This is a genomic window from Allobrachymonas wangyanguii (assembly GCF_045055315.1).
Classification (GTDB): Bacteria; Pseudomonadota; Gammaproteobacteria; order Burkholderiales; family Burkholderiaceae_C; genus Brachymonas; species Brachymonas wangyanguii.
The window spans coordinates 1,386,564-1,408,031 of the sequence record NZ_CP173677.1; the positions used below are offsets into that span (position 1 = coordinate 1,386,564).

At 61.6% G+C, this 21,468-nt stretch carries 19 protein-coding genes; 6 read left to right on the forward strand and 13 right to left on the reverse strand.

The features are described 5' to 3' along the window. Positions 1 to 24: 24 nt before the first annotated feature. The gene (locus ACI3EV_RS06725) at positions 25 to 933 is read left to right on the forward strand and encodes a dienelactone hydrolase family protein (RefSeq protein ID WP_329771660.1); all 909 of its coding nucleotides are present in this window, start codon (positions 25 to 27) and stop codon (positions 931 to 933) included. 9 nt (positions 934 to 942) lie between these two features. Here the strand turns inward: ACI3EV_RS06725 and ACI3EV_RS06730 are convergent, their stop codons facing one another. The 5 genes from ACI3EV_RS06730 to ACI3EV_RS06750 form a co-directional block, all read right to left on the reverse strand. Further along, positions 943 to 1,683 (reverse strand): hypothetical protein, encoded by a 741-nt coding sequence (locus ACI3EV_RS06730; protein ID WP_337691180.1) that lies wholly within the window; start codon positions 1,681 to 1,683, stop codon positions 943 to 945. A gap of 34 nt (positions 1,684 to 1,717) precedes the next feature. Then, complete coding sequence (locus tag ACI3EV_RS06735; RefSeq protein WP_337691182.1) at positions 1,718 to 4,504, reverse strand: DNA methyltransferase; 2,787 nt, start codon at positions 4,502 to 4,504, stop codon at positions 1,718 to 1,720. 75 nt (positions 4,505 to 4,579) lie between these two features. Continuing rightward, complete coding sequence (locus ACI3EV_RS06740; protein WP_337691185.1) at positions 4,580 to 5,443, reverse strand: sulfurtransferase; 864 nt, start codon at positions 5,441 to 5,443, stop codon at positions 4,580 to 4,582. 357 nt (positions 5,444 to 5,800) lie between these two features. Further along, the gene (locus ACI3EV_RS06745; protein WP_329771654.1) at positions 5,801 to 6,685 is read right to left on the reverse strand and encodes a DMT family transporter; all 885 of its coding nucleotides are present in this window, start codon (positions 6,683 to 6,685) and stop codon (positions 5,801 to 5,803) included. 90 nt (positions 6,686 to 6,775) lie between these two features. Continuing rightward, the gene (locus tag ACI3EV_RS06750; protein WP_329771653.1) at positions 6,776 to 7,909 is read right to left on the reverse strand and encodes an aromatic ring-hydroxylating dioxygenase subunit alpha; all 1,134 of its coding nucleotides are present in this window, start codon (positions 7,907 to 7,909) and stop codon (positions 6,776 to 6,778) included. Positions 7,910 to 8,224: 315 nt separating this feature from the next. Here ACI3EV_RS06750 and xseB point away from each other — a divergent pair, with 315 nt between their 5' ends. The 4 genes from xseB to ACI3EV_RS06770 all read left to right on the forward strand — a co-directional run bounded on the left by xseB (position 8,225) and on the right by ACI3EV_RS06770 (position 12,637). Then, a complete protein-coding gene (xseB, locus tag ACI3EV_RS06755; protein WP_329771652.1) occupies positions 8,225 to 8,467 on the forward strand; it encodes an exodeoxyribonuclease VII small subunit in 243 nt (80 codons plus the stop codon). Then, complete coding sequence (locus ACI3EV_RS06760) at positions 8,467 to 9,360, forward strand: polyprenyl synthetase family protein (RefSeq protein WP_337691189.1); 894 nt, start codon at positions 8,467 to 8,469, stop codon at positions 9,358 to 9,360. The genes xseB and ACI3EV_RS06760 overlap by 1 nt, the downstream gene beginning before the upstream one ends. A 127-nt stretch (positions 9,361 to 9,487) precedes the next feature. After that, positions 9,488 to 11,341, forward strand: coding sequence for a 1-deoxy-D-xylulose-5-phosphate synthase (gene dxs, locus ACI3EV_RS06765; RefSeq protein WP_329771649.1), 1,854 nt, complete (start codon positions 9,488 to 9,490; stop codon positions 11,339 to 11,341). A gap of 132 nt (positions 11,342 to 11,473) precedes the next feature. Continuing rightward, positions 11,474 to 12,637 (forward strand): TRAP transporter substrate-binding protein, encoded by a 1,164-nt coding sequence (locus ACI3EV_RS06770; protein ID WP_337691193.1) that lies wholly within the window; start codon positions 11,474 to 11,476, stop codon positions 12,635 to 12,637. Between the two features lie 123 nt (positions 12,638 to 12,760). On the opposite strand, the gene ACI3EV_RS06775 is transcribed toward ACI3EV_RS06770, so the two are convergent. From ACI3EV_RS06775 to mltG, 7 genes are all read right to left on the reverse strand, one after another. Then, positions 12,761 to 14,683, reverse strand: a complete 1,923-nt coding sequence (locus tag ACI3EV_RS06775; RefSeq protein WP_329771640.1) for a TRAP transporter large permease subunit — start codon at positions 14,681 to 14,683, stop codon at positions 12,761 to 12,763. Positions 14,684 to 14,700: 17 nt separating this feature from the next. After that, on the reverse strand, positions 14,701 to 15,312 hold the full coding sequence (locus ACI3EV_RS06780; protein ID WP_329771639.1) for a TRAP transporter small permease subunit: 612 nt from the start codon (positions 15,310 to 15,312) through the stop codon (positions 14,701 to 14,703). A gap of 265 nt (positions 15,313 to 15,577) precedes the next feature. Further along, positions 15,578 to 16,381 (reverse strand): ankyrin repeat domain-containing protein, encoded by an 804-nt coding sequence (locus tag ACI3EV_RS06785; protein ID WP_337691194.1) that lies wholly within the window; start codon positions 16,379 to 16,381, stop codon positions 15,578 to 15,580. Positions 16,382 to 16,466: 85 nt separating this feature from the next. Then, positions 16,467 to 17,297 carry a TatD family hydrolase gene (locus ACI3EV_RS06790; RefSeq protein ID WP_337691195.1) on the reverse strand — a complete coding sequence of 277 codons (831 nt, stop codon included), beginning with the start codon at positions 17,295 to 17,297 and terminating at the stop codon, positions 16,467 to 16,469. 3 nt (positions 17,298 to 17,300) lie between these two features. Continuing rightward, positions 17,301 to 18,410 (reverse strand): DNA polymerase III subunit delta', encoded by a 1,110-nt coding sequence (holB, locus tag ACI3EV_RS06795; protein WP_405197976.1) that lies wholly within the window; start codon positions 18,408 to 18,410, stop codon positions 17,301 to 17,303. After that, positions 18,407 to 19,048: a dTMP kinase gene (gene tmk / locus ACI3EV_RS06800; RefSeq protein ID WP_337691198.1), complete on the reverse strand. Its 642-nt coding sequence runs from the start codon at positions 19,046 to 19,048 to the stop codon at positions 18,407 to 18,409. The genes holB and tmk overlap by 4 nt, the downstream gene beginning before the upstream one ends. Further along, positions 19,048 to 20,037, reverse strand: a complete 990-nt coding sequence (gene mltG / locus ACI3EV_RS06805) for an endolytic transglycosylase MltG (protein WP_337691200.1) — start codon at positions 20,035 to 20,037, stop codon at positions 19,048 to 19,050. The genes tmk and mltG overlap by 1 nt, the downstream gene beginning before the upstream one ends. Positions 20,038 to 20,110: 73 nt before the next feature. Between mltG and ACI3EV_RS06810 the strand changes: the two genes are divergently transcribed. Then, positions 20,111 to 21,157: a folate-binding protein gene (locus ACI3EV_RS06810; RefSeq protein WP_337691203.1), complete on the forward strand. Its 1,047-nt coding sequence runs from the start codon at positions 20,111 to 20,113 to the stop codon at positions 21,155 to 21,157. 34 nt (positions 21,158 to 21,191) lie between these two features. Here ACI3EV_RS06810 and ACI3EV_RS06815 read toward each other — a convergent pair whose 3' ends face one another. After that, positions 21,192 to 21,443: a GrpB family protein gene (locus ACI3EV_RS06815; protein WP_337691205.1), complete on the reverse strand. Its 252-nt coding sequence runs from the start codon at positions 21,441 to 21,443 to the stop codon at positions 21,192 to 21,194. Positions 21,444 to 21,468: the final 25 nt, after the last annotated feature.

A 21,468-nucleotide genomic window follows, 5' to 3' on the forward strand; every position in this document is an offset into this window, starting at 1 on the left:
TTTTACGACCACGGGAGACAAGCCATGCCGAACCGCGACCAGATCCACGATGCCATGGCGCTGCTGCCCGCAGGCCAGACGGGCACCAGCCGCCGCACCGTATTGCAGGCCGCCATGGCCAGTGGCCTCTTTGCTGCGGCGGTGCAACCGGTCAGCGCCCAGACCATGATCGTGACTTCCACCGACGGGCTGGAAGCCGGCGATGTCAGCATCGACGTGAACGGCTTTGCCATGCCGGCGTACCGCGCCGCGCCCAAGGGCGGAAAAAATCTGCCGGTGGTGCTGGTGCTGTCGGAAATCTTTGGCGTGCATGCGCATATTGCCGATGTGGCACGCCGGCTGGCGCACCAGGGCTATCTGGCGATTGCGCCGCAGCTGTTTGTGCGCCAGGGCGATGCCGCCAGCTACACCGATATTCCCACGCTGATGCGCGAGGTGATCGCCAAGGTGCCGGATGCGCAGGTGCTGGCAGATCTGGATGCCACGGTGCGCTGGGCTGGCCAGCAAGGCGGCGATACCAGTCGTCTGGGCGTGACCGGCTTCTGCTGGGGTGGTCGCATGACCTGGCTGTATGCGGCGCACAACCCGCAGGTCAAGGCCGGCGTGGCCTGGTATGGCCGTCTGATCGGCGACAAGACCGCGCTGACGCCGCAACAGCCGGTGGATCTGGCAGCACAACTGAAGGCGCCGGTGCTGGGCCTGTATGGGGAAGCTGATACCGGTATCCCGATGGACACGGTGGATCGCATGTCAGCCGCGCTGAAGGCGGCGGGAGAGCAGGGCAACGCGGCGGCACGCAAGAGCCTGATCGGTGTCTACAAGAATGCGCCGCACGCCTTCCATGCCGATTACCGCCCGAGTTATCGCGAGCAGGATGCGAAGCATGGCTGGAAGGCGATGCTGGACTGGTTCAAGAATAACGGCGTGCGCTGACTCCGTTTGTCAGTTCTCTTCGCAATCGTCATGCGAGCATGTGGAAACTGGTGCACGCCAGACAGGTCCAGATGTCTCAGCGGCTTGCTCTAATCCTGCCTTGTTGCGATGCTTGTGCCATGCATCTCCCAGCATGGCAGCGCCCAGAGAGCCGCCAGCAGCCCATCCTAGCAAGGTGCTGCCAGTGGCGGCACTGACAGCAGCTGACAGCAGCGGGTTCGTATCTGCACTCTTGCGGGCCGGCGCATGTAAAGCAGAGGGTGCCGATGGCGGTGTATAGTCCGGTTCCGGCATACTAGGGCTTTTCCACTTGGCGATTTCACGTTGTCTTTGCAGCTCAGCGGCGCGGACGGCCTTCTTCCTGCGGGCTCGTCTGACGCGCGTTTGCAGGTTGGCGCGCTGAGTGTCAATGGCAAAAGAAAGAGTGTGCAGCCAATTTTTCTTGCTGGTACGGGGTTGCTCAATCTTTGCCTTTTTCTGAGGAGCAGGGGAGCGCTCTGTCAGCAACGCCTCAGGACGTGACTTGTTCCAGCGTTGCCATGTACGGCCTGCCAGATCAAGCACTACAGCCCAGAACGCGCCCAGCATCAGGCCGACAAAGGCACCAAACAGCCAGGCCCAAGGATCATCCGGTATGGCCAAGCCAAACAGCACGCACAAGGTGAAAGCATGGCTGGCAGGCAGTATCCAGTGCCTGCGCCAGAACCGTCTACCAAGGCGGTCAGTAGTCTGTGTGCGCTGAGTCTTCATGTCCTGAGTGTGCGACAAAATTCGGTTTGCTGCACTACTGCGTGGTTTGGCGACGTTTTCGTGCAGCAGGCTGCGTTGCCAAAGGGGCGGCCAGTTGCTGATACAGCGCAAACAGGAAGGCGACCCGGCTGGCATCATCCTTGCCTCCCTTGTAGCCGTAAGCATTGTCAACAGCCTTGTCGAGCGCTGCGTGTGCCTTGACCAGATCTACGGGCATGGTGCTCTGGTTATAGAGCTGGGCTAGCGTGCTATCCGAAAACAGGCTACGTGCATCCAGCACAGATTGCGCTGCGGATTCGATGGCTGCTTGCTGCTTGTCACTGAGCACTGGCGGCCACGGATAGTTGTTGTAGACGATGCTGACGGAGTATCGATAGTCGCTTTTCAAGCGTCCCGCAACGGTGCGCATCCAGGCATTGTGCAGACTGCTGCTCAAGATGCCGAAATGGTACAGTGTTGCGTTTGGAAGGATCAAGGCTGCATCGCCTGTCAAAGTATCTGGCTCAACAAATCCAATGGGAATAAATTGTCTTTTTTCTGAAGATACTTTCGGTATGACTAAATAGCTATTTTTAGGCATGAACTCCACATGGAAGCGTCTGGGAATGGTAGCAATAGCTCTGGTTGGCGCACTCTTGCTCTTTTCCCGAAATCGGCGGACAGCATCCACACGTTTCATGCATTCAGGCAGTTTGGCAAGTTCAGCGGGACTGGCATCGCCCAACCACAAGCACCAACGTTCAATCCCATTCAGGAATTCATTGGCTCCCAGCCATCTGCGGAAGTAGGACGTGCTGGCTGGCTCATTCTGAATGAACTCTGCTTTTTCAGCGGGGGTGAACAGGTAGTTGCCGTCATCAATCGGCTTGTTGCCAATGCCCATTTCAGGCACTTCGCACAGCGGTGTATTCCGGCGGCTCAAGACGACATCCGGCCCATTCACCAGGTAAGGGTTGATGTGGCTGACCAGCTGGCGACTACCTTCGGCAGCCTTGATGTCTTCGCTGTAATCGAACAACACGGGTTGTGCTGCTTTTTCACCACCATATCCCACAATAATGCAGTGTACCGCTGCCACCCCCTTGCCCTCATTGCTCCACTGGAACGTGCGGTGGGCAAAGCGCAAATGCAATCCTTGAGCCAGCATATACGGCCAGAGCACACCAACCTGTTCACCCTGACAAATGCTGTTGGTAGATACCAGTGCAGTACACAGGCGCGGGTTGCCCTGCATATAAGCAGCAGCCTTGACATGCCAGCACGCCACATAATCCAGCAAGCCATAGTTGGGAATGTGCCCCATTACGGCTTTTGTATCGGCACGCTGTTCTTCATTCTGGAACTTGGCTCCCACAAACGGTGGGTTGCCCACGATATAGCTGCAATTTTCAGGTGCCAGCAACTCGCTCCAGTCCGCATGCAAGGCATTGGCGTGCAGGATTTGCGGGCTGTCTACCAACGGCACACTCGGTCGTGTCGTGCCAAAGCGTAGTGCTGCCAGCTGGTTCATCTGGTGGTCGGTAATCCACATGGCCACCTGGGCAATATGTGCGGCACTCGCATCAATCTCTATGCCATGGAACTGCTGCACACTGACACGCGCCAGGGTGCTGATATCAAACAGCCCCTTGCTTTGCCCGCCCTTGCTGAACAGGCGCTCAATCACATCCATTTCCAGCAGACGGAGTTCGCGGTAGGCCACGACCAGGAAGTTGCCGCAACCGCAGGCAGGGTCGAGCACGCGAATAGTTGGTAGGCGGTCATACAGCGCGGTCAGTTTGGCGCGATTGGTCGCCGCCTGCTGCAGCTCCTTGCGCAAATCATCCATGAACAGGGGATTAATGGCGCGCAGGATATTCCGTTCACTGGTGTAATGCGCGCCCAGCTCTCGCCGACTAGCCTGGCGACTCAGATCAGGTTGATGCTGGTCTAGCACCCCTTGGAACATGGAGCCAAAGATTGCAGGTGAGATGGTCTTCCAGTCATAACGGGCGCAATCCAGCAACAAGTTGCGGAGGTCTGCATCAAAAGACGGAATACGTGTCCGCTCGGCAAACAGCTTGCCGTTGACATAGCAGAAGGCCTGCAAGGCATCGTCCAGATGGTGGCTGCGCTCCTCAACCGGGGTATTGAGAACCTCGAACAACTCCGTCAATTGGGCACCAGTATCCTTGCCATCGGCTCTGGTGTCTTCCAGCAGGCGCAAAAACATGCTGTTATCACCAAAGATTTCGGTGTCATCGGCAAACAGGCAGAACAACAGGCGCGTCAGGAAAACTTCCAGATCACGGCCCTTGAAATTGCTGCGCAGCAGGGCTTCGTGCAGTCGGGCCATCAGTTCCGTGGCCTTGCGATCTGCTTCTGTTTCCTCCTTGATGACCGGACGCTCGTCTTCAATCAGGAATCGGAACCAGTCAGCGTGCTTGGGCAAGTCGGCCAAGGTGCAGAAATGTTCCGTGTCCTGCTTCAGATCACACAGCACAAAGTTCTGAAAGTCGCACAGCAGGATATAGCGTGGCTGCTCATGTACCGGACACGACCAGCGGTAAGCTTCAGCCTGCTGGCGCGCATTTTTCAGGTTCTTGCCCAGACTCTTGAATTCAATGATGAATTTGCCCGGAATGAAACCATCCATGTAACCCGTCGAGCCATTGGCCTTTGGAACCTTGCCTTCACGCACGTAATGGTGCTCAGAAAGTCCGTAGCACTCCAGGAAACGCAGCGTAAAAATCTGCGCATCTGCTTCTTCGCGAAAGGCCTCCCGCCAGGGTTGGATAAAAGCACTCAGGCGGCTACGAATGGCGTTGGTGGTCAGTTTCATGCGGCCATTTTGCCCGAGTTGACAGGCAAAAATAGCTAGTGATCTGCCGGGTTCATGCTCCCAAGAGCAGAGTACTCAGCCACGCTCCACCGGCAGCGCCGGCTCGGTGGTGCACCATTCGCTCCAGCTACCCGCATAAAGGGCAGGGCGCGGCAGGCCGGCCAGTTCCATCGCCACGATATTCGGCACCGCGCTGACGCCACTGCCGCAGTGAATCGTCACGCTGGCAGCATCGCGTCCTTGCAGCAGCTGCCCAAACTCCTGGCGTAGTTGCGCAGCCGGCTTGAAACGGCCATCAGCCTCCATGTTCAGGGTGAACGGGCGGTTCAGCGCGCCAGGAATATGACCAGCGACTGGATCCATCGGCTCTTCGGCGCCGCTGTAACGGGCCGGACCACGGGAATCGATCAGGGTCTGGTGTGGCTGCTTAAGTCCTGCCGCCACACTGGCAGTATCAACCAGACGAACACACGATTCACTGATGGCAAACGGCGCACTGGCGGACGCCGTTGCTACCGTACCGCTTTCTACCGGGAGGCCAGCAACTTGCCAGGCTTCCAAACCGCCATCCAGAATCGCCACAGCCTCATGGCCGAGCCACTTCAGCATCCACCACAGGCGGCCGCAGTAGTTATTGCCATTGCGGTCGTAGACCACCGCTTGCATGTCGTTGCGGAAACCGATCGTCTGCAGTGCAGCGGCAAAATCCTCGCGCAACGGCAACGGATGCCGACCACCGCTCGCGCGGCGATCAGTTTGCTGGCTGCTCAGGAAGTGATCGAGATCGGCATGCACGGCACCCGGTACATGTGCCTGGGCAAACAACTCGGCACCCAGTGCCGGATTGGACAAGTCAAATGTGCAATCGAACACCATCAGGGGCTGGCCCGATGCCTGCAGGGCCTGGAGTTGTACAGCGCTGATCAAGTGGGTAAACATAACTGACTCGGTAAAGGGTGCAGGTGGTGGGGCCCCCCAGCCCTCAACTCAATGAGGCAACCCCACATGGCGCTCCGACTGACGTCATTGCTGACTGCGTGCTACGGCCGGGAGAATATTACCGTGTCACACCTGCGTACTCATTTTAGGAGGCTGCGCCTTGTACTGCAATGAGGTATCAGGCTGCGTTGGCCGGAATGGGTGCAGGTGGTGGGGCCCCCCATCTACCATCGAATGGTAGCAACCCCATATGACGCTCCGACTGACGTCATTGCTGACTGCGTGCTACGGCCGGGAGTGTATTGCCGTGTCACACCTGCATGCTCATTCTAGGCGCTCTCTACGCCGGAGCACTACTTATTCTGCCGCAGCCAGCGCCGCCTTGCGCACCTGATGACCACGCACGGCTGTCGCCGCCACGCCGCTCAGGATGATGATCGCCATGCCGAGCCAGGCCAGCGGTTGTGGCATTTCATGGAACAGCCACAAGCCGAACAGCGTGCCGTAGACGATATTCAGGTACTGCAGCGTGGCCGCCAGCATGGTGGCGCCGCGCGAGTAGGCGCGCGTCAGGCACCACTGGCCCATGGAGGCAAACACGCCGCTGCCCAGCAGCCAGAGCGCGTTCATGCCTTCGATTCGATGGAATTCGCCAAATGCCAGCACGCCCAGAAAGCCCAGCAGCAGGGTGCCGACAGAGAAATAGAACACCACGCGCGATTCCGGTTCGCCCGCCTTGCCCAGCGCGCCGACCTGCATATAGGCCAGCGCCGCCATCATGCCGGCACCCAGGCCAATCATGCCGGCCACTGGCGGCAGCCGGTCAAAGCGCGGATTCAGCAGCATCAGCACGCCGGCAAAACCGACCAGCACGATCACGAACAGCCAGGGATGGCTGATGCGGCGCAGTCGCCACCAGTTGCCAGCCAGCACGATGGTGCCGACCCAGACGCTGCTCATGCTGTTGAGCGACATGGCGGTGGACATCGGCAGGTGCGCAATCGTGTAGAACCACATCGACATCGACAGTACGCCGACAATGCTGCGGCGCACGTGCAGCACCGGTACCGGCGTGGCAATCGGGACGTTCTGCAAGCGCATCAGCAGTGCAAACAGCACGATGCCGACCAGACCCCGGTAGACCAGGATTTCCATGATGCCGTGCGCCTCGGAGGCCAGTCGGATGCACAAGGCCATCAGGGTGAAGAACAGGGCACCCAGGGCCATCCAGAGGGCTTGCATAAATCGTCAGGGGGAGGTGTAAAGACAAAAAAAGAGATGGCGTCATGGGAAACGCCATCTCATATTGTAGGAAATCAGACCGGATCGTGCTTAACGCAGGGCATCCACCGCCAGCTCCTCGGGATTGCCGACCTTGCGGCGATACCACTCGTGGAAGTGCTGCATGCCGTCTTCCATCGGGCTCTGGTAGGGGCCAACCTCGTTGTCGCCACGCTCCAGCAGCGCCTTGCGGCCGGCGTCCATGCGCTCGGCGATCTCGTCGTCCTCGATGCAGGTTTCCATGTAGGCCGCCTTTTGCGCCTCGATGAATTCCGGCTCGAAAGCGGCGATTTCCTCGGGGTAGAAGAACTCGACCAGGTTGAGCGTCTTGTCCACTGCCAGCGGGTGCAGCGTGGACACTGTCAGCACGTTCGGGTACCACTCGACCATGATGTGCGGGTAGTAGGTCAGCCAGATCGCACCTTGTTCGGGCAGCTCGCCGTTGCGGTACTGCATCAGCACCTCGTGCCACTTCTGGTAGATCGGGCTGCCGGGCTTCTGCAGCTGATTGGCGATGCCAACCGTCTGCACCGAGTACTCGGGCTTGAACTCCCAGGCCAGATCGTCACAGGTGACGAAGTTGCCCAGTCCCGGATGGAACGGACCCACGTGGTAATCTTCCAGATAGACCTCGATAAAGGTCTTCCAGTTGTAGTTGCAGATATGTGCTTCGACATGGTCGAGCACAAAACCGTCAAAGTTGAGCGCAGAGGCCGGGCCCATGTCGGCCAGGTCAGCGTGGATGTCGCGGCCGTTATCCTCGAACAGAAGGCCGTTCCAGTTGTGCAGCTTGTACTTGTTCAGGTTGAGGCAGGGATCCTCGGGGAAATGCGGGGCGCCCAGCAGCGTGCCTTCGCTGCTGTAGGTCCAGCGGTGCAGCGGGCAGACGATGTTGTTGCCCTGCGGCAGCGTGCCGCGACCTTTCAGCATCACGGCCTGGCGATGGCGGCAGACGTTGGAAATCAGCTGGATGCCGTTGGGCGTGTGTACCAGCGCACGGCCTTCGTTTTCCTGGGGCAGGGCGTAGTAGTCGCCCACGTTGGGCACGGCAGCAGCATGGCCGACATAACGCGGACCATGGGCAAAGATGGTGTCCAGTTCACGCTGGAACAGGGCCTCGCTGAAATAGCTGCTGACGGGGAATTGGCTTGTGGCCTGCTGTAATTGAAGACTCAAATCAGACATTGTGTCCTGACCTAAAGACTCCCCCTATGAAGGGGCAGGGTGCGCGTAGCGCGAAAAGGTGAAGCATGAGAGATACATGCGAAGGAAGCACATGCCACCATGCCTCCACCGGCGAACAGGGATTTTACCCGCTCGGGCTGTCTTGTGGGGGAATCTGTCGTTTTTATGCCTGATTTCGACGGTAATCATCTGTTTATTGCAGAAAAAGCCGGCTATTTTCATACAACTTGCATATTTCTGTCAGTTTCATCCGGCAACGTCGCGGCTCCGGGGGCACCGGTACAATGCCCGCATTCCCCCTTTGCCAGATAACGCATGAGCACGCCAACCGATTCCCCTGACCAACTCCCCGAGACTTACGAGGCCGCCCTGGCCGAACTGGAAGCCCTGGTGCAAGCCCTGGAAACCGGCCAGACACCACTGGACCAGCTGCTGGCCGGCTACCAGCGCGGTGCCACCTTGCTGGCTTTTTGCCGCAGCAAGCTGCAGGCGGTAGAAGACCAGATCCGTGTCCTCGATGCCGGCAATGGCCAGCTGCGTCCCTGGGAGGAGGCATGATGGCTAATAACTCCGCATTTGATGCCTGGACTACAGACCAGCTGCAGCGCGTTGAACAGGCGCTGCAGGGCTGGGTCGGCGAAGGCGCACCGGATGGCCTGCGCGAGGCCATGCGCTATGCGGTACTGGACGGCGGCAAGCGCCTGCGCCCGCTGCTGGTGCTGGCTGCCAGCGAAGCGGTACAGGGCCTGCCCGAAGCAGCCCTGCGCGGCGCCTGCGCTATCGAGTTGATCCATGCCTATTCGCTGGTGCATGACGACATGCCCTGCATGGACAACGATGTGCTGCGCCGTGGCAAACCAACCGTGCACGTGCAGTTTGGCGAATCGGCAGCGTTGCTGGCCGGTGATTCGCTGCAGACCCAGGCTTTCGAGCTGCTGACGCCGGCTGCCGATCTGGTACCGCCAGCCATGCAGGCAGATCAGTGCCGCATCCTGGCGCGCGCCTCGGGCGGGCAGGGCATGGCTGGCGGCCAGGCGATCGATCTCGCCAGCGTCGGGCTGCAGCTGACGCAGGACGAGCTGCAGCACATGCACGCACTCAAGACAGGCGCATTGCTGCAGGCCAGCGTGATGCTGGGCGTGGCCACTGGCCAGTGCAGTGCCGAAGCCGCACAACAGCTGCAGCAGTACGCTTCCGCCATCGGGCTGGCGTTCCAGGTGGTGGATGACATCCTCGACGTCACGGCCGACTCCCAGACCCTGGGCAAGACCGCCGGCAAGGATGCCGCCAACGACAAGCCCACCTATGTCTCGCTGATGGGCCTGGACGCATCGCGCCAGTATGCACAGCAGCTGCACCAGCAGGCACAGGCCGCGCTGGCAGCCAGTGGCCTGGCCGAAACGGACAAATTGCACGCGATTGCCGATTGGGTGATCAATCGCGCCTACTGATGCACAGCCGTCAGAAGCTACAATGAACTTTTGGCCGCCACCGGGGCCGGCGTCAGCCTGCCCTGTTGCTGCCTGACAGGCCCGGCGGCCTGTTGCCTGCCTTCCCTTCCTTCAGGATCCTCTTGCGATGTCCGATTTGCTAGCCAGCATCCAATCCCCCCATGACCTGCGCAAGCTGCCGCGTGAGCAGCTCAAGCCCCTGGCCAAAGAGTTGCGGGAGTTTCTGCTGGACAGCGTTTCCCGTACCGGTGGCCACCTGAGTTCCAACCTGGGCACGGTCGAGCTGACGGTCGCGCTGCATTACGTGTTCAACACGCCCGAAGACCGCATTGTCTGGGACGTGGGCCACCAGACCTATCCGCACAAGATCCTGACGGGTCGCCGCGACCGCATGCCGACTCTGCGCCAGCTGGACGGCCTGAGCGGTTTCCCGCGCCGCGACGAAAGCGATTACGACACTTTCGGCACCGCCCATTCCTCCACCAGCATTTCCGCTGCACTCGGCATGGCCACGGCCGCGCGCCAGAAGGGCGAGCAGCGCCACAGCATTGCCGTGATCGGTGATGGCGCCATGACGGCCGGCATGGCCTTCGAGGCCTTGAACAACGCCGGCGTGGAAGAGAACATCCGCCTGCTGGTGATCCTGAACGACAACGACATGAGCATCAGCCCGCCGGTGGGCGCGCTGAACCGCTACCTGGCACAGCTGATGAGCGGCCAGTTCTATGCCGCGGCCAAGAACGTCGGCCGCAACGTGCTCAAGAATGCGCCGCCGCTGCTGAACCTGGCGCGCCGCATCGAGCAGGGCGCCAAGGGCATGGTGGTGCCGGGCACGCTGTTCGAGAAATTCGGTTTCAACTACGTCGGCCCGATTGACGGCCACGACCTGGAGTCGCTGATCCCGACGCTGGAAAACCTGCGTCACCTGGAGGGCCCGCAGTTCCTGCACGTGGTCACGCGCAAGGGGCAGGGCTATGGCCTGGCCGAGGCGGACCCGATCGCCTACCATGGCCCCGGCAAGTTCGATCCCGCCGTTGGCCTGCAGAAGCCGGCCACCCCGCCCAAGACCACCTTTACTCAGATTTTCGGCAGCTGGCTGTGCGACATGGCGGAACAGGACAAGCGCCTGGTCGGCATCACGCCGGCGATGCGCGAAGGCTCCGGCATGGTCGAATTCCACAAGCGCTTCCCGGACCGCTACTACGATGTCGGCATTGCCGAACAGCACGCCGTGACCTTTGCTGCCGGCATGGCCTGCGAGGGCCTGAAGCCGGTGGTGGCGATTTATTCCACCTTCCTGCAGCGTGCCTATGACCAGTTGATCCACGACGTGGCACTGCAAAACCTGCCGGTGGTGTTTGCGCTGGACCGTGCCGGCCTGGTCGGCGCCGACGGCGCCACCCATGCCGGCAACTACGACATCGCCTTTACGCGCTGCATTCCCAACATGAGCGTAGCCTGCCCGGCAGACGAGGCCGAGTGCCGCCAGCTGCTGACCACCGCCTACGAGCAGGATCACCCCGTCACGGTGCGCTACCCGCGTGGTGCCGGCGCTGGCGTGACGCCGCCTGCTTCGCTGGAAGGCCTGCCATTTGGCAAGGGCGAAATCCGCCGCCAGGGGCAGGGCGGGGTGGCCATGCTGGTGTTTGGCTCGCTGCTGTACCCGGCACTCGAGGCGGCTGAACAGCTGGACGCCACGGTGGTCAACATGCGCTGGGCCAAGCCGCTCGACGAGGAACTGCTACTCCAAGTGGCCGGCACACATGCGCACCTGGTGACCATCGAGGATGGCTGCATCATGGGTGGCGCCGGCAGCGCCGTGCTGGAAGCGCTGGAAGCGCACCAGATCGAGCGTCCGGTGCTGCAGCTTGGCCTGCCGGACAGCTTTATCGAGCATGGCGATCCGGTCAAGCTGTACCAGATGCAGGGCCTGGATGCCGATGGCATTGCCGCTTCCGTACGCAAGCGTTTTGCGTCCTGAAGCCCGTCAGCCCCGAAAACATATTTACAAATTCCTGAATGCCGGGTAAAACCGGTCTGTCAGGCAGCCACCGGGATCCTATAATTTTCCGGTTAGGCTCAATCCTTTTCAAACTACTATCTGGAGAAATACATGGATCGTCGTTCCATCGTCAAGAGCATCGGTATTGCCGGTGCAACCGTTGCCGCAGGCGCACTGGCTGCGTGCGGCAAGAAAGAAGACGCCGCTGCAGCACCGGCTGCATCTGGCGCGGCACCGGCTCCTGGCGGTGCTCCGGCGGTTCATACGTCCGATTCCGTGCGCTGGCGCCTGGCTTCCAGCTTCCCCAAGTCGCTGGACACCATCTTCGGTAGCGGCGAGCGCTTTGCCCAGACCGTGAAAGAGCTGTCTGGCGGCAAGTTTGAAGTCACCGTGCACGCGGCTGGCGAGCTGATGCCCGCTTTTGGCGTGGTGGATGCGATCCAGAACGACACCGTGGAAATGGCCCAGTCTGCTTCCTACTACTTCACCGGCAAGGACCCGATCTTCGCCTTCGGCTGCGCCGTACCGTTCGGCCTGACCGCACGCCAGATGGACGCCTGGATGGAAGTCGGCAACGGTCGCAAGCTGCTGGACGAGTTCTACGCCAACTACAACATCAAGAGCGCCAGCGCCGGCAACACTGGTACGCAGATGGGTGGCTGGTATCGCCGCGAAATCAACACCGCAGCCGACCTGAACGGTCTGAAGATGCGCATGGGTGGCGGCCTGTTCGGCGAAGCCATGCAGAAGCTGGGCGTGGTGCCGCAGAACATGCCGGCCGGTGACGTCTACCAGTCGCTGGAAAAGGGCACGCTGGACGCAACCGAATTCGTCGGTCCCCACGACGATGAAAAGCTGGGCTTCAACAAGGTGGCTCCGTACTACTACTACCCGGGCTGGTGGGAAGGTGGTGCAGAACTGGAGTTCTTCATCAACAAGAAGGCCTACGAAGCCCTGTCCGCCACCAACAAGGCGATCGTGGACGCTGCTACCCGCGTGGCAGCCCGCGAAATGACCAACAAGTACGATGCCTTCAACCCGGTTGCCCTGAAGAAGCTGGTGGCTGCCGGTACGCAGCTGAAGCCGTTCTCCAAGGAGATCCTGGACGCCGGTTTCAAGGCTTCCATGGAAGTGTTTGCCGAGCACGAGGCACGTTCGCCGGAGTTCAAGAAGATCCACCAGGACATGCGCGCCTTCCAGCGCGACCAGCTGCTGTGGAGCCGCTTCTCGCAGTTCCGCTACGACAGCTACATGGCTACCGTGACCAACCTGTAATTGCCACAGGATCCGGCCAGTTCATACTGGCCGGTACGCTGCCAAAAACAAAACCCGGATCGCGCAAGCGTCCGGGTTTTTTGCTGGCTGCCTGCCACACGCGGTGGCAGGCGGGGCAGGGGCTTACTGGGCCTTCTTGTCCTGCTCCATCATGCGCTGCAGATCCTGCATCGGATCGTCAGCCAGACCATCGCTGCCGATGGGAGCCGGAGCCAGACCGCCGCCGGCTGCAGCCGGAGCAGCAGGCGTTTTGGCTGCGTCCGTTGCAGGAGCGGCAGGGGTAGCCGGAGCGGCCGGCTGTTCATCAGCGAAGGGATTACCCAGATCATGGTTCAGCGTGGAGCCGACCGAGGGCATGCCCGGGGCGACCGGCTGTTGCAGGTCGCTTTCCAGCTTCTCATCCTGCAGGCTCTGGAACATCTGCTCCGTGACCTTGTCCATATCGACCTCAACCTGCTTGTCCAGGCTGCCAGTGACCAGCTGCGGGAAGGCAATCAGGATACCGACCATGGTGATCTGGATGATCAGGAAGGGGATCGCGCCCTTGTAGATCTGCATGGTGGTGATCGGCTCGATGGTCTTCTTCGTGACGCGATCGACATAGGCCTTGGCCGGTGCCACCGAGCGCAGGAAGAACAGCGCGAAACCGAACGGCGGGTGCAGGAAGGACGTCTGCATGTTGACCGCCAGCAGCACGCCGAACCAGATCAGGTCGATACCGAGCTTTTCCGCCACCGGTGCCAGCAGCGGCACGATGATGAAGGACAGCTCGAAGTAGTCCAGGAAGAACGCCAGGAAGAAGATCAGCACGTTCACGAAGATCAGGAAGCCGATCGGTCCGCCCGGCAGGTTGGCCAGCAGGCCTTCCACCCACAGCGAGCCGTCCACGCCCTGGAACACCAGGCTGAACATGGTGGCACCGATCAGGATGAACATCACGAAGGCGGACAGCTTGGTGGTGGATTCCAGTGCCTGCTTCAGCTGCACGAAGGACAGGCGGCGCTTGACCCAGCCCATGATCAGGGCACCGACGGCACCCATGGCACCGCCTTCGGTCGGCGTGGCCACGCCCAGGAAGATCGTGCCCAGCACCAGGAAGATCAGCAGCAGCGGCGGGATCAGCACAAAGGTGACGCGCTCGGCCAGCTTGGACAGCAGGTTGAGCTTGAGCAGCTTGTTCAGGCTGGCAATCACGAACGCCAGGAAGGTGCCGGCGCACAGGGCCACCACGACTTTTTCGTCGGTAGCCACGGCAGTGACCTCATGGCCAAACCAGGCATAGACGTCAATGATGTGGCGGGCCAGGAAGATGGCGACCAGTGCCGAAATGACGGTCAGCACGATCAGTGACGGGTAGCCGCTGCTGCCATTCGGCTGGCGATAGGCACGCGCCTCAGGGGGCAGGGCAGGGACCATCTTGGGGCGGAAGACGGCCAGGATCAGCACGTACAGGATGTAGAAGCCCATCAGCATGAAGCCGGGGATGAAGGCACCCTTGTACATGTCGGCGACGCTGCGGCCCAGCTGGTCGGCCATGATGATCAGCACCAGCGAGGGAGGGATGATCTGTGCCAGCGTACCCGAGGCGGCAATCACGCCCGAGGCGACGCGCCGGTCATAGCCGTAGCGCAGCATGATCGGCAGCGAAATCAGGCCCATGGAGATGACGGAAGCGGCAACCACGCCGGTGGTGGCGGCGAGCAAGGCTCCCACCAAGACCACGGCCAGCGCCAGGCCGCCACGCATCGGTCCGAAGACCTGGCCGATGGTATCGAGCAGATCCTCGGCCATGCCACTGCGCTCCAGCACCAGACCCATCAGGGTAAAGAACGGAATCGCCAGCATGGTGTCGTTGGTGATGATGCCGAAAATGCGCAGCGGCAGCGCCTGCATCAGCGCTGGCGGCAGAATACCGAGCTCGATGCCGAGGAAACCGAAGAACAGGCCGCAGGCACCCAGGCTGAATGCCACCGGGAAGCCCATCAGCAGGAAGGCGATCAGGCCGCCGAACATGATCGGCGCGAAATTGTGAAGAATAAAGTCCATGGTGTCAGGCTCCGGAATCAGGCTTTCTGGTTGCCGGGAGCCGGCGTGTCATGCTCGTTGGCGCGCAGGGCGTTGATCAGCTCCTGCTCGGGCGGGGTTTCATCGGGCTTGTCAGCCGGATCGGCAATGCGGCCCTGCAGGAAGGCAAAGCGCTTGATCAGCTCGGACCAGCCTTGCAGCATCAGCAGCGCCACGCCAATCGGAATCGGCAGCCAGGCCGGCCAGCGGATCAGGCCGCCAGTGTTCTGTGACGATTCGCCGGAAACATACATGTACTCCACCATGGGAATCGCGTAATACAGGATGATCAGGCAGAACGGCGTGAGGAAAAAGATAAAGCCGAAGATCTCGATCCAGACCTGGGTGCGGCGCTTGAGCGTGCCGTAGAGCACGTCGATCTTGACGTGCTCCTGGCGCAGCAAGGTGTAGCCGGCCGCCAGCAGGAAAGCCCAGGCAAACAGGTACCACTGGACTTCGAGGTAGGCGTTGGAACTGGTGTGGAAGATCTTGCGCACCACGGCGTTGATCGCGCTGATCATGGTAGATGCCAGGATCAGCCAGATCACGGCCTTGCCGACAAAGCGGTTTAGCGCATCGATCAGCTGTGACAGCTTGAGAAGAATGGTCATGGGTTGTGCTCCCTGCAACGGCGACGGCAGGCCGGATCATGCGTGGCCTTGCCGTTGTTACCCGATGCTTACAAAAACGGAAGCTGCAATTCTACGTGTTCGAACGGATGTTCGCATAACGGATATGTAAGACAGGGGGTGTCTTCAGGCTTGCTGCGTATATTATTTGACATAATATACATTGTATTAATCATATCGATGGGTGCTGCACATATAGAAATGGCCGGATTGCTCCGGCCATCTGGATGGATTCTGCACTTGCTGATCAGCGCTGCAGGTTCTGCCACAAGCCTGGTGCTACTACCGGTGCTGCGGCTGCAGGCGCACTGGCAGCGCCAGATGCCGCATCGGCCGCCGGCAGCGGATCCCCACGCAGCGCCGCCGCCTGCTCAGGCGTCAGCGGCTTGAGCGGCTGCACCTTGCCCGGATCGCGGACCTTGCGCTGTTCCTGTTGGATCAGGTCGATATTGGCCTGGATGCCGCCGTATTTGGCAAATTCCAGCGCCGTCATGTTCAGGTCATTGCGTTCCCAGACCAGCGCGCCGCGCTGGATCAGGTAGCGGATGGTGTCGGTATTGCCCATCCAGGCTGCCATCATCAGCGGCGTGCTGTTGTTGGGCGAATCGGCATTGATATCGGCACCACGGCCCAGCAGCAGCTTGACCATGTCCAGGTTGGACTTGGTGGCGGCGTAATGCAAAGGCGTCCAGCCGTAGCGATCGGTTTCGGCACCACGGTTGATGAGTCGGCGCGCCAGATCGTTCTGCTCCGTGTAGATGGCGATCATCAGCGGTGTTTCATTATTGGCGTTGGTCGCATTGACGTCGATATTGCGCGCAGCCAGCAGCACCGGCAACACCTTGGTCGATTTTTCCTGGATCGCGTGGATCAGCGGCGTCTTGCCGTTTTCGCCGCGCAGGTTGGGATTGACGCCCTGCTGCAGCACTTCACGTGCACGTATATCGCTGTCGCGCTTGACCGCGACCATCAGGTCCTCAATGCTGGCTGCAGAGGCGATTCCCGAGAAGGAAATGGCTGTAATGGCAATGGTTTGGAGAATTTTCTTCATGTTGTGTGAGACTCCTCTTGAGAGATTTTGCATGAACTGCTGTTGCAAATGCTTTCAACTCATGAATTCATGGAAATCATGGAAATCATGGTATTAGGATGATTTTCTGATCCTGTTTCTCATGGTTGTTGGCCAGCGGAAACAGCGCATCAAAGTTGCGTGTGGTGATTTCTGCCACCGTTTCCGGCGCCAGATTGCGTATCTCGGCCAGCAGTTTCGCCACATGCGGCACATAGGCTGGCGAGTTGGTCTTGCCGCGATACGGCACCGGTGCCAGATACGGGCTGTCGGTCTCGATCAGCATGCGATCCAGCGGCACGTAGCGTGCCACATCGCGCAAATCCTCGGCGTTACGGAAGGTGACGATGCCTGAGAAGGAGATGTAGAAACCCATGTCGAGCGCAGCGCGCGCCACTTCCATGGTTTCGGTAAAGCAGTGGAACACGCCGCCCGCAGAGCCGGAAGAGCCGTCTTCACCCTCCTCCTTCAGGATGCCCAGCGTGTGGTCGGAGGCGCTGCGGGTGTGGATCACCAGCGGCAGCGCCAGCTCGCGCGCAGCGCGGATATGGATGCGGAAGCGCTCGCGCTGCCATTCCATCTCGGCCAGGCTGCGGCCATTCAGGCGGTAGTAATCGAGTCCGGTCTCGCCGATGCCCACCACACGCGGCAAGCGGCCGCGCTGCAGCAGATCCTCCAGCGTGGGCTCCTGCACCTCGTCGCTGTCGGGGTGCACGCCGACGGTGGCCCAGAAGTTGTCATGCTGCAGCGCCAGCGCGTGCACATCGGGGAATTCTTCCAGCGTGGTGCTGATGACCAGCGCACGTTCTACCCGGGCTTCGGCCATGGCCTGGCGGATGTCGGGGATGTGCTCGCGCAGATCGGGAAAATTGAGGTGGCAGTGGGAATCGACAAACATGGATCAACGGTAGTTGGCAACAGGACGGGCTGCAGGGCCAGCCGCCCTGCCCGCTGGCTGGCGGCGCGGCTGCAGTGCCAGGCGGGCCTGCGACAGCAGATCTTCCAGGAAAAGACCGGGGTTGTAGGGGTGCTCGGCAGAACGGCGGTCACGCGCGAGCTGGCGGCTCCAGCGCGTGAGTAGGTTCCAACCGGCCAGTCGGTCGGCCGTGGGGAAGTCTTCGGTGGCAAAAAAGCGCGGCACGCTGCCGCTGCGTACCAGGAAGGCATCGTGGCAGATTTTTTGCAGCGCATCAATCGCCTGCAAGGGTGTGAAACCGGCAAAGGCAGCGGTCTGCCCGCTCCAGGCGGCCTGCGGCAGCTGGCGCCAACTGGCCGCCATCACGCCCTGGCTGGCCAGCGCCAGCGCATCATGCGGGCGACCACCTGCGGCCTGCAGCAGCGCGGCGGCATCGTGGGCCGGCAGTCCTTGCTGTTCCAGCCAGACGGCGGCCTGCTCCTGCTGCGGCCAGGCCATGGTGTGCGTCATGCAGCGGCTGCGGATGGTCGGCAGCAGCTGGTGCGCCGCTTCGGTGGCCAGCACGAAGCGCACGTCGCCAGGCGGCTCTTCCAGCGTCTTGAGCAGCGCGTTGGCGGTGACGTGGTTCATGCGTTCGGCCGGGTAGATCAGGACCGCCTTGCCACGGTTACGGCTGCTGGTGCGCTGGGAAAACTCCACCGCATCGCGCATGCTCTCGATGCGGATCTCCTTGCTCGGCTTGCGCTTCTTGTCGTCCAGCTCCTTCTGCGCCTTTTCGCCCAGCGGCCAGTCCAGCTCGTGCAGCTGGGTTTCCGGCATCAGCACGAACAGGTCGGGATGCGTGCGCACCTCCACGCCGTGGCAGCTCTCGCAGTGACCACAGGCGCTGCCACCGGCTTGCGGCTGCTCGCACAGCCAGGATCGCACCAGGCCCAGAGCGATGGCGTACTGGCCCAAGCCCGACGGCCCCTGCAGCAGCCAGGCATGGCCGCGCTGTTGCAGCAGGTCCAGCATCTGCTGCTGCAGCCAGGGCGGCAGCGGGCCGTCTTGTGGCGGGGCGACAAAGGCCGGCGCAGCCGGCTTGCGTGTACTCATGCCAGCCAGCCTTTCTCACGCACTGCCTGTTCCACCTGCTGCCAGACTGCGTCCGGGGTCAGGGCGGCATCGATACGGGCAAAGCGTTCCGGGGCCTCGCTGGCGCGGCGCGCATAGCCGGAAGCCACGCGCTCAAAAAATTCCTGCTGCTCGGCCTCGAACTTGTCCGGCTCGCGCGCACCGGCCAGGCGCTGCGCCGCCACTTCGGTCGGCAGGTCAAACCACAGCGTCAGCGCTGGCTGCAGCTGGATGTCCCGCTGGTGCAGCACCATGTGCTCCAGCGTCTGCAGCGTGAACCAGTCAAAGCCGCGGCCGGCGCCCTGGTAGGCAAAGGTGGCATCGGCGAAGCGGTCGCACAGCACCACGTCACCGCGCTCCAGTGCCGGCAGGATCACCTGTTGCACATGGTCACGGCGTGCGGCAAATACCAGCAGCGCCTCGGTCAGCGCGTCCATTTCCTGGTACAGCACCAGTTCGCGCAGCGATTCGGCCAGCGGCGTGCCGCCCGGCTCACGCGTGCGCAGCACCGTCTTGCCCTGGGCGCGGAACGCGGCTTCGAGTGTGGCGATATGGGTGGTCTTGCCGGCTCCGTCAATGCCTTCAAAGCTCAGGAACAGGCCAGGTAGTCGTATCTCCATCAGCGCCCCCGGATGTACTTGTTGACGGCACGGTTGTGCGCGTCCAGTGTCTCACTGAATTCGGAGCTGCCATCACCACGCGCCACGAAATACAGCGCCTTGCTGTTGGCAGGATGCGCGGCAGCGGCCAGCGAGGCTTCGCCCGGCATGCTGATGGGCGTGGGCGGCAGGCCGGCCCGGGTATAGGTGTTGTAAGGAGTATCGGTCTGCAGGTGGATCTTGCGCAGATTGCCGTCAAAGCTGTCGCCAATGCCGTAGATCACGGTCGGATCGGTCTGCAGGCGCATGCCGATGCGCAGGCGGTTGACGAACACCGAGGCCACCATGGCCCTATCCTCGGGGCGGCCGGTTTCCTTTTCGATGATGCTGGCCATGATCAGCATCTCGTAGGGGTTCTTGTAGGGCAGATCGGCATCTCGGCTGGCCCAGGCAGCTTCCAGCTTGCGATCCATGGTACGCATGGCCAGGCGCAGCACCGTCATGTCGGAGGCGTTCTTGGCGTACTTGTAGGTATCGGGGAACAGCAGGCCCTCGAGCGAGTTTTCCTTGCGTTCCAGTGTCTTCAGCAGCGCCTGTTCATCCAGCTGTGCGGATTCGGGACGCAGATGGTCCCCCTTGGCGAGTGCTGCGCGCGTCTGGCGCAGGTTCCAGCCTTCGCCGATGCGCACCTGGCGCAATGCAAATTCGCCATTGCGCAGCTTGCGCAGCAGCACCTGTGGGGAATCGCCCTGCTTGATCTCGTAGGTGCCGGCCTTGAACTGGGCGCCGCGCGCCTGTCCTGCCAGGCGCAGCCACCAGGACAGCAGGTCCGGCGAGGTCTGTACGCCGGCAGCCACGGCTTCTTTCGCAATCTGGATCGCGCCTTCGCCCGGTGTGACTTCCAGATCGACCATGTCCTGCGACAAGCGCAGCGGTTGCAATGACCACCAATACACGCCGCCAGCGGCAAGGCCCAGCAATAGCAGGATGAAAACTATGATTTTGCGCACACGGTATCCTTGAAACCAGCTCAACGGAGCGGGCCTGGTACAGCCCGCCAAAGAACCACATCATAATTCAGCCATGCAAAGCTCCCCTGTTACACCCCGTTCCCCCCTGCTTTCCTTTGGCCTGCCGGATGGCGTGGCCACACTTTCCGGCGCTGACAGCCGCTGGGGCGTGATCGAGGCGCGCGGCGCCGATGCCACGCGCTTCCTGCACAGCCAGCTGACCAATGACCTGGCGCTGCTGCAGCCCGGCGAAGCGCGCCTGGCTGCCTTCTGCTCGGCCAAGGGCCGCATGCAGGCCAGTTTCATCGTCGTGCGCACGCTGCACACGGCCGAGGAGGACCGCTACTTGCTGCTGTGCCGCCAGGACCTGCTGGCGCAGATCCTGAAGCGCCTGACCATGTTCAAGCTGCGCAGCCAGCTGACGCTGACCGATGTCAGTGCCGAGATCGCTGTCTACGGCCTGCTGGGCGAGGCGGCACGCCAGGCCTGGCAAGGTGACATGCCGGTGCTCTGGGCGCACCAGCAGCAGGAGCAGCGCGATCTGGTCTGGCTCTACCCGTCCGTGGGGCAGGATACGCAGCTGCCGCGTGCGCTGTGCCTGCAGCCGGCAGGCCTGCCGGCACCAGTTGGTGCCAGTGTCAGCGCCCAGGATTGGGAGCTGTCCGAGGTGCGCAGCGGCGTGGCCACGGTGTCTCAGGCGACCTGGGAGGCCTTTGTGCCGCAGATGATCAATTACGAAAGCGTGGGCGGCGTCAGCTTCAAGAAGGGCTGCTATCCCGGGCAGGAAGTGGTGGCGCGTAGCCAGTTCCGCGGTGCCATCAAGCGCCGTGGCTGCATTGCGGCTGGCGTGCTGGCCGATGGTGCCGCCCTGCCGCAAGCCGGCCAGGATGTTTTCCTGGTGCCGACCGCCGGCGCTGCTGACAGCGTGCGCGATGGCGAGTGCGGCCTGATCGCCCAGGTGGCTACCCTGCCGCAAGACGGCTTCGAACTGATTGCCTCGCTGCAGCTGCACGCGATGGAAGCCGTGAGCCAGGGCCTGGCGACGCTGCATGCCGGTTCGGACACTGGTCCGGAGCTGCAGCTGCTGCCACTGCCTTACGTACTGCTCGAAGACATCTGAGGCCAGGCTGGCGGACCGGCCCTGCGCTGCGGCCTCAGCCAGCCAGTACGTCCCGGATGAAACCGCTCTTGGCCTCGGTGTAGGCCGCGCGGTCATCGTCAAAGCGTTTGGCCAGTGCCCGCTTCAACTGCGCGTAGTGTTGCGCGAGTTCCGGATCGGCGCGCAGCCGGTCTCGAAAGCGCAAATGGTCATGCCAGAACGGACTGCCGATTTCTACCGCGTGCAGATGAAACTGCCTGGGCCGGGTCATGGGCCAGGCCAGAAAGCGGCGTTCGGGCAGCGCCACTTCATGGGGTCGTCTCAGAAAACGG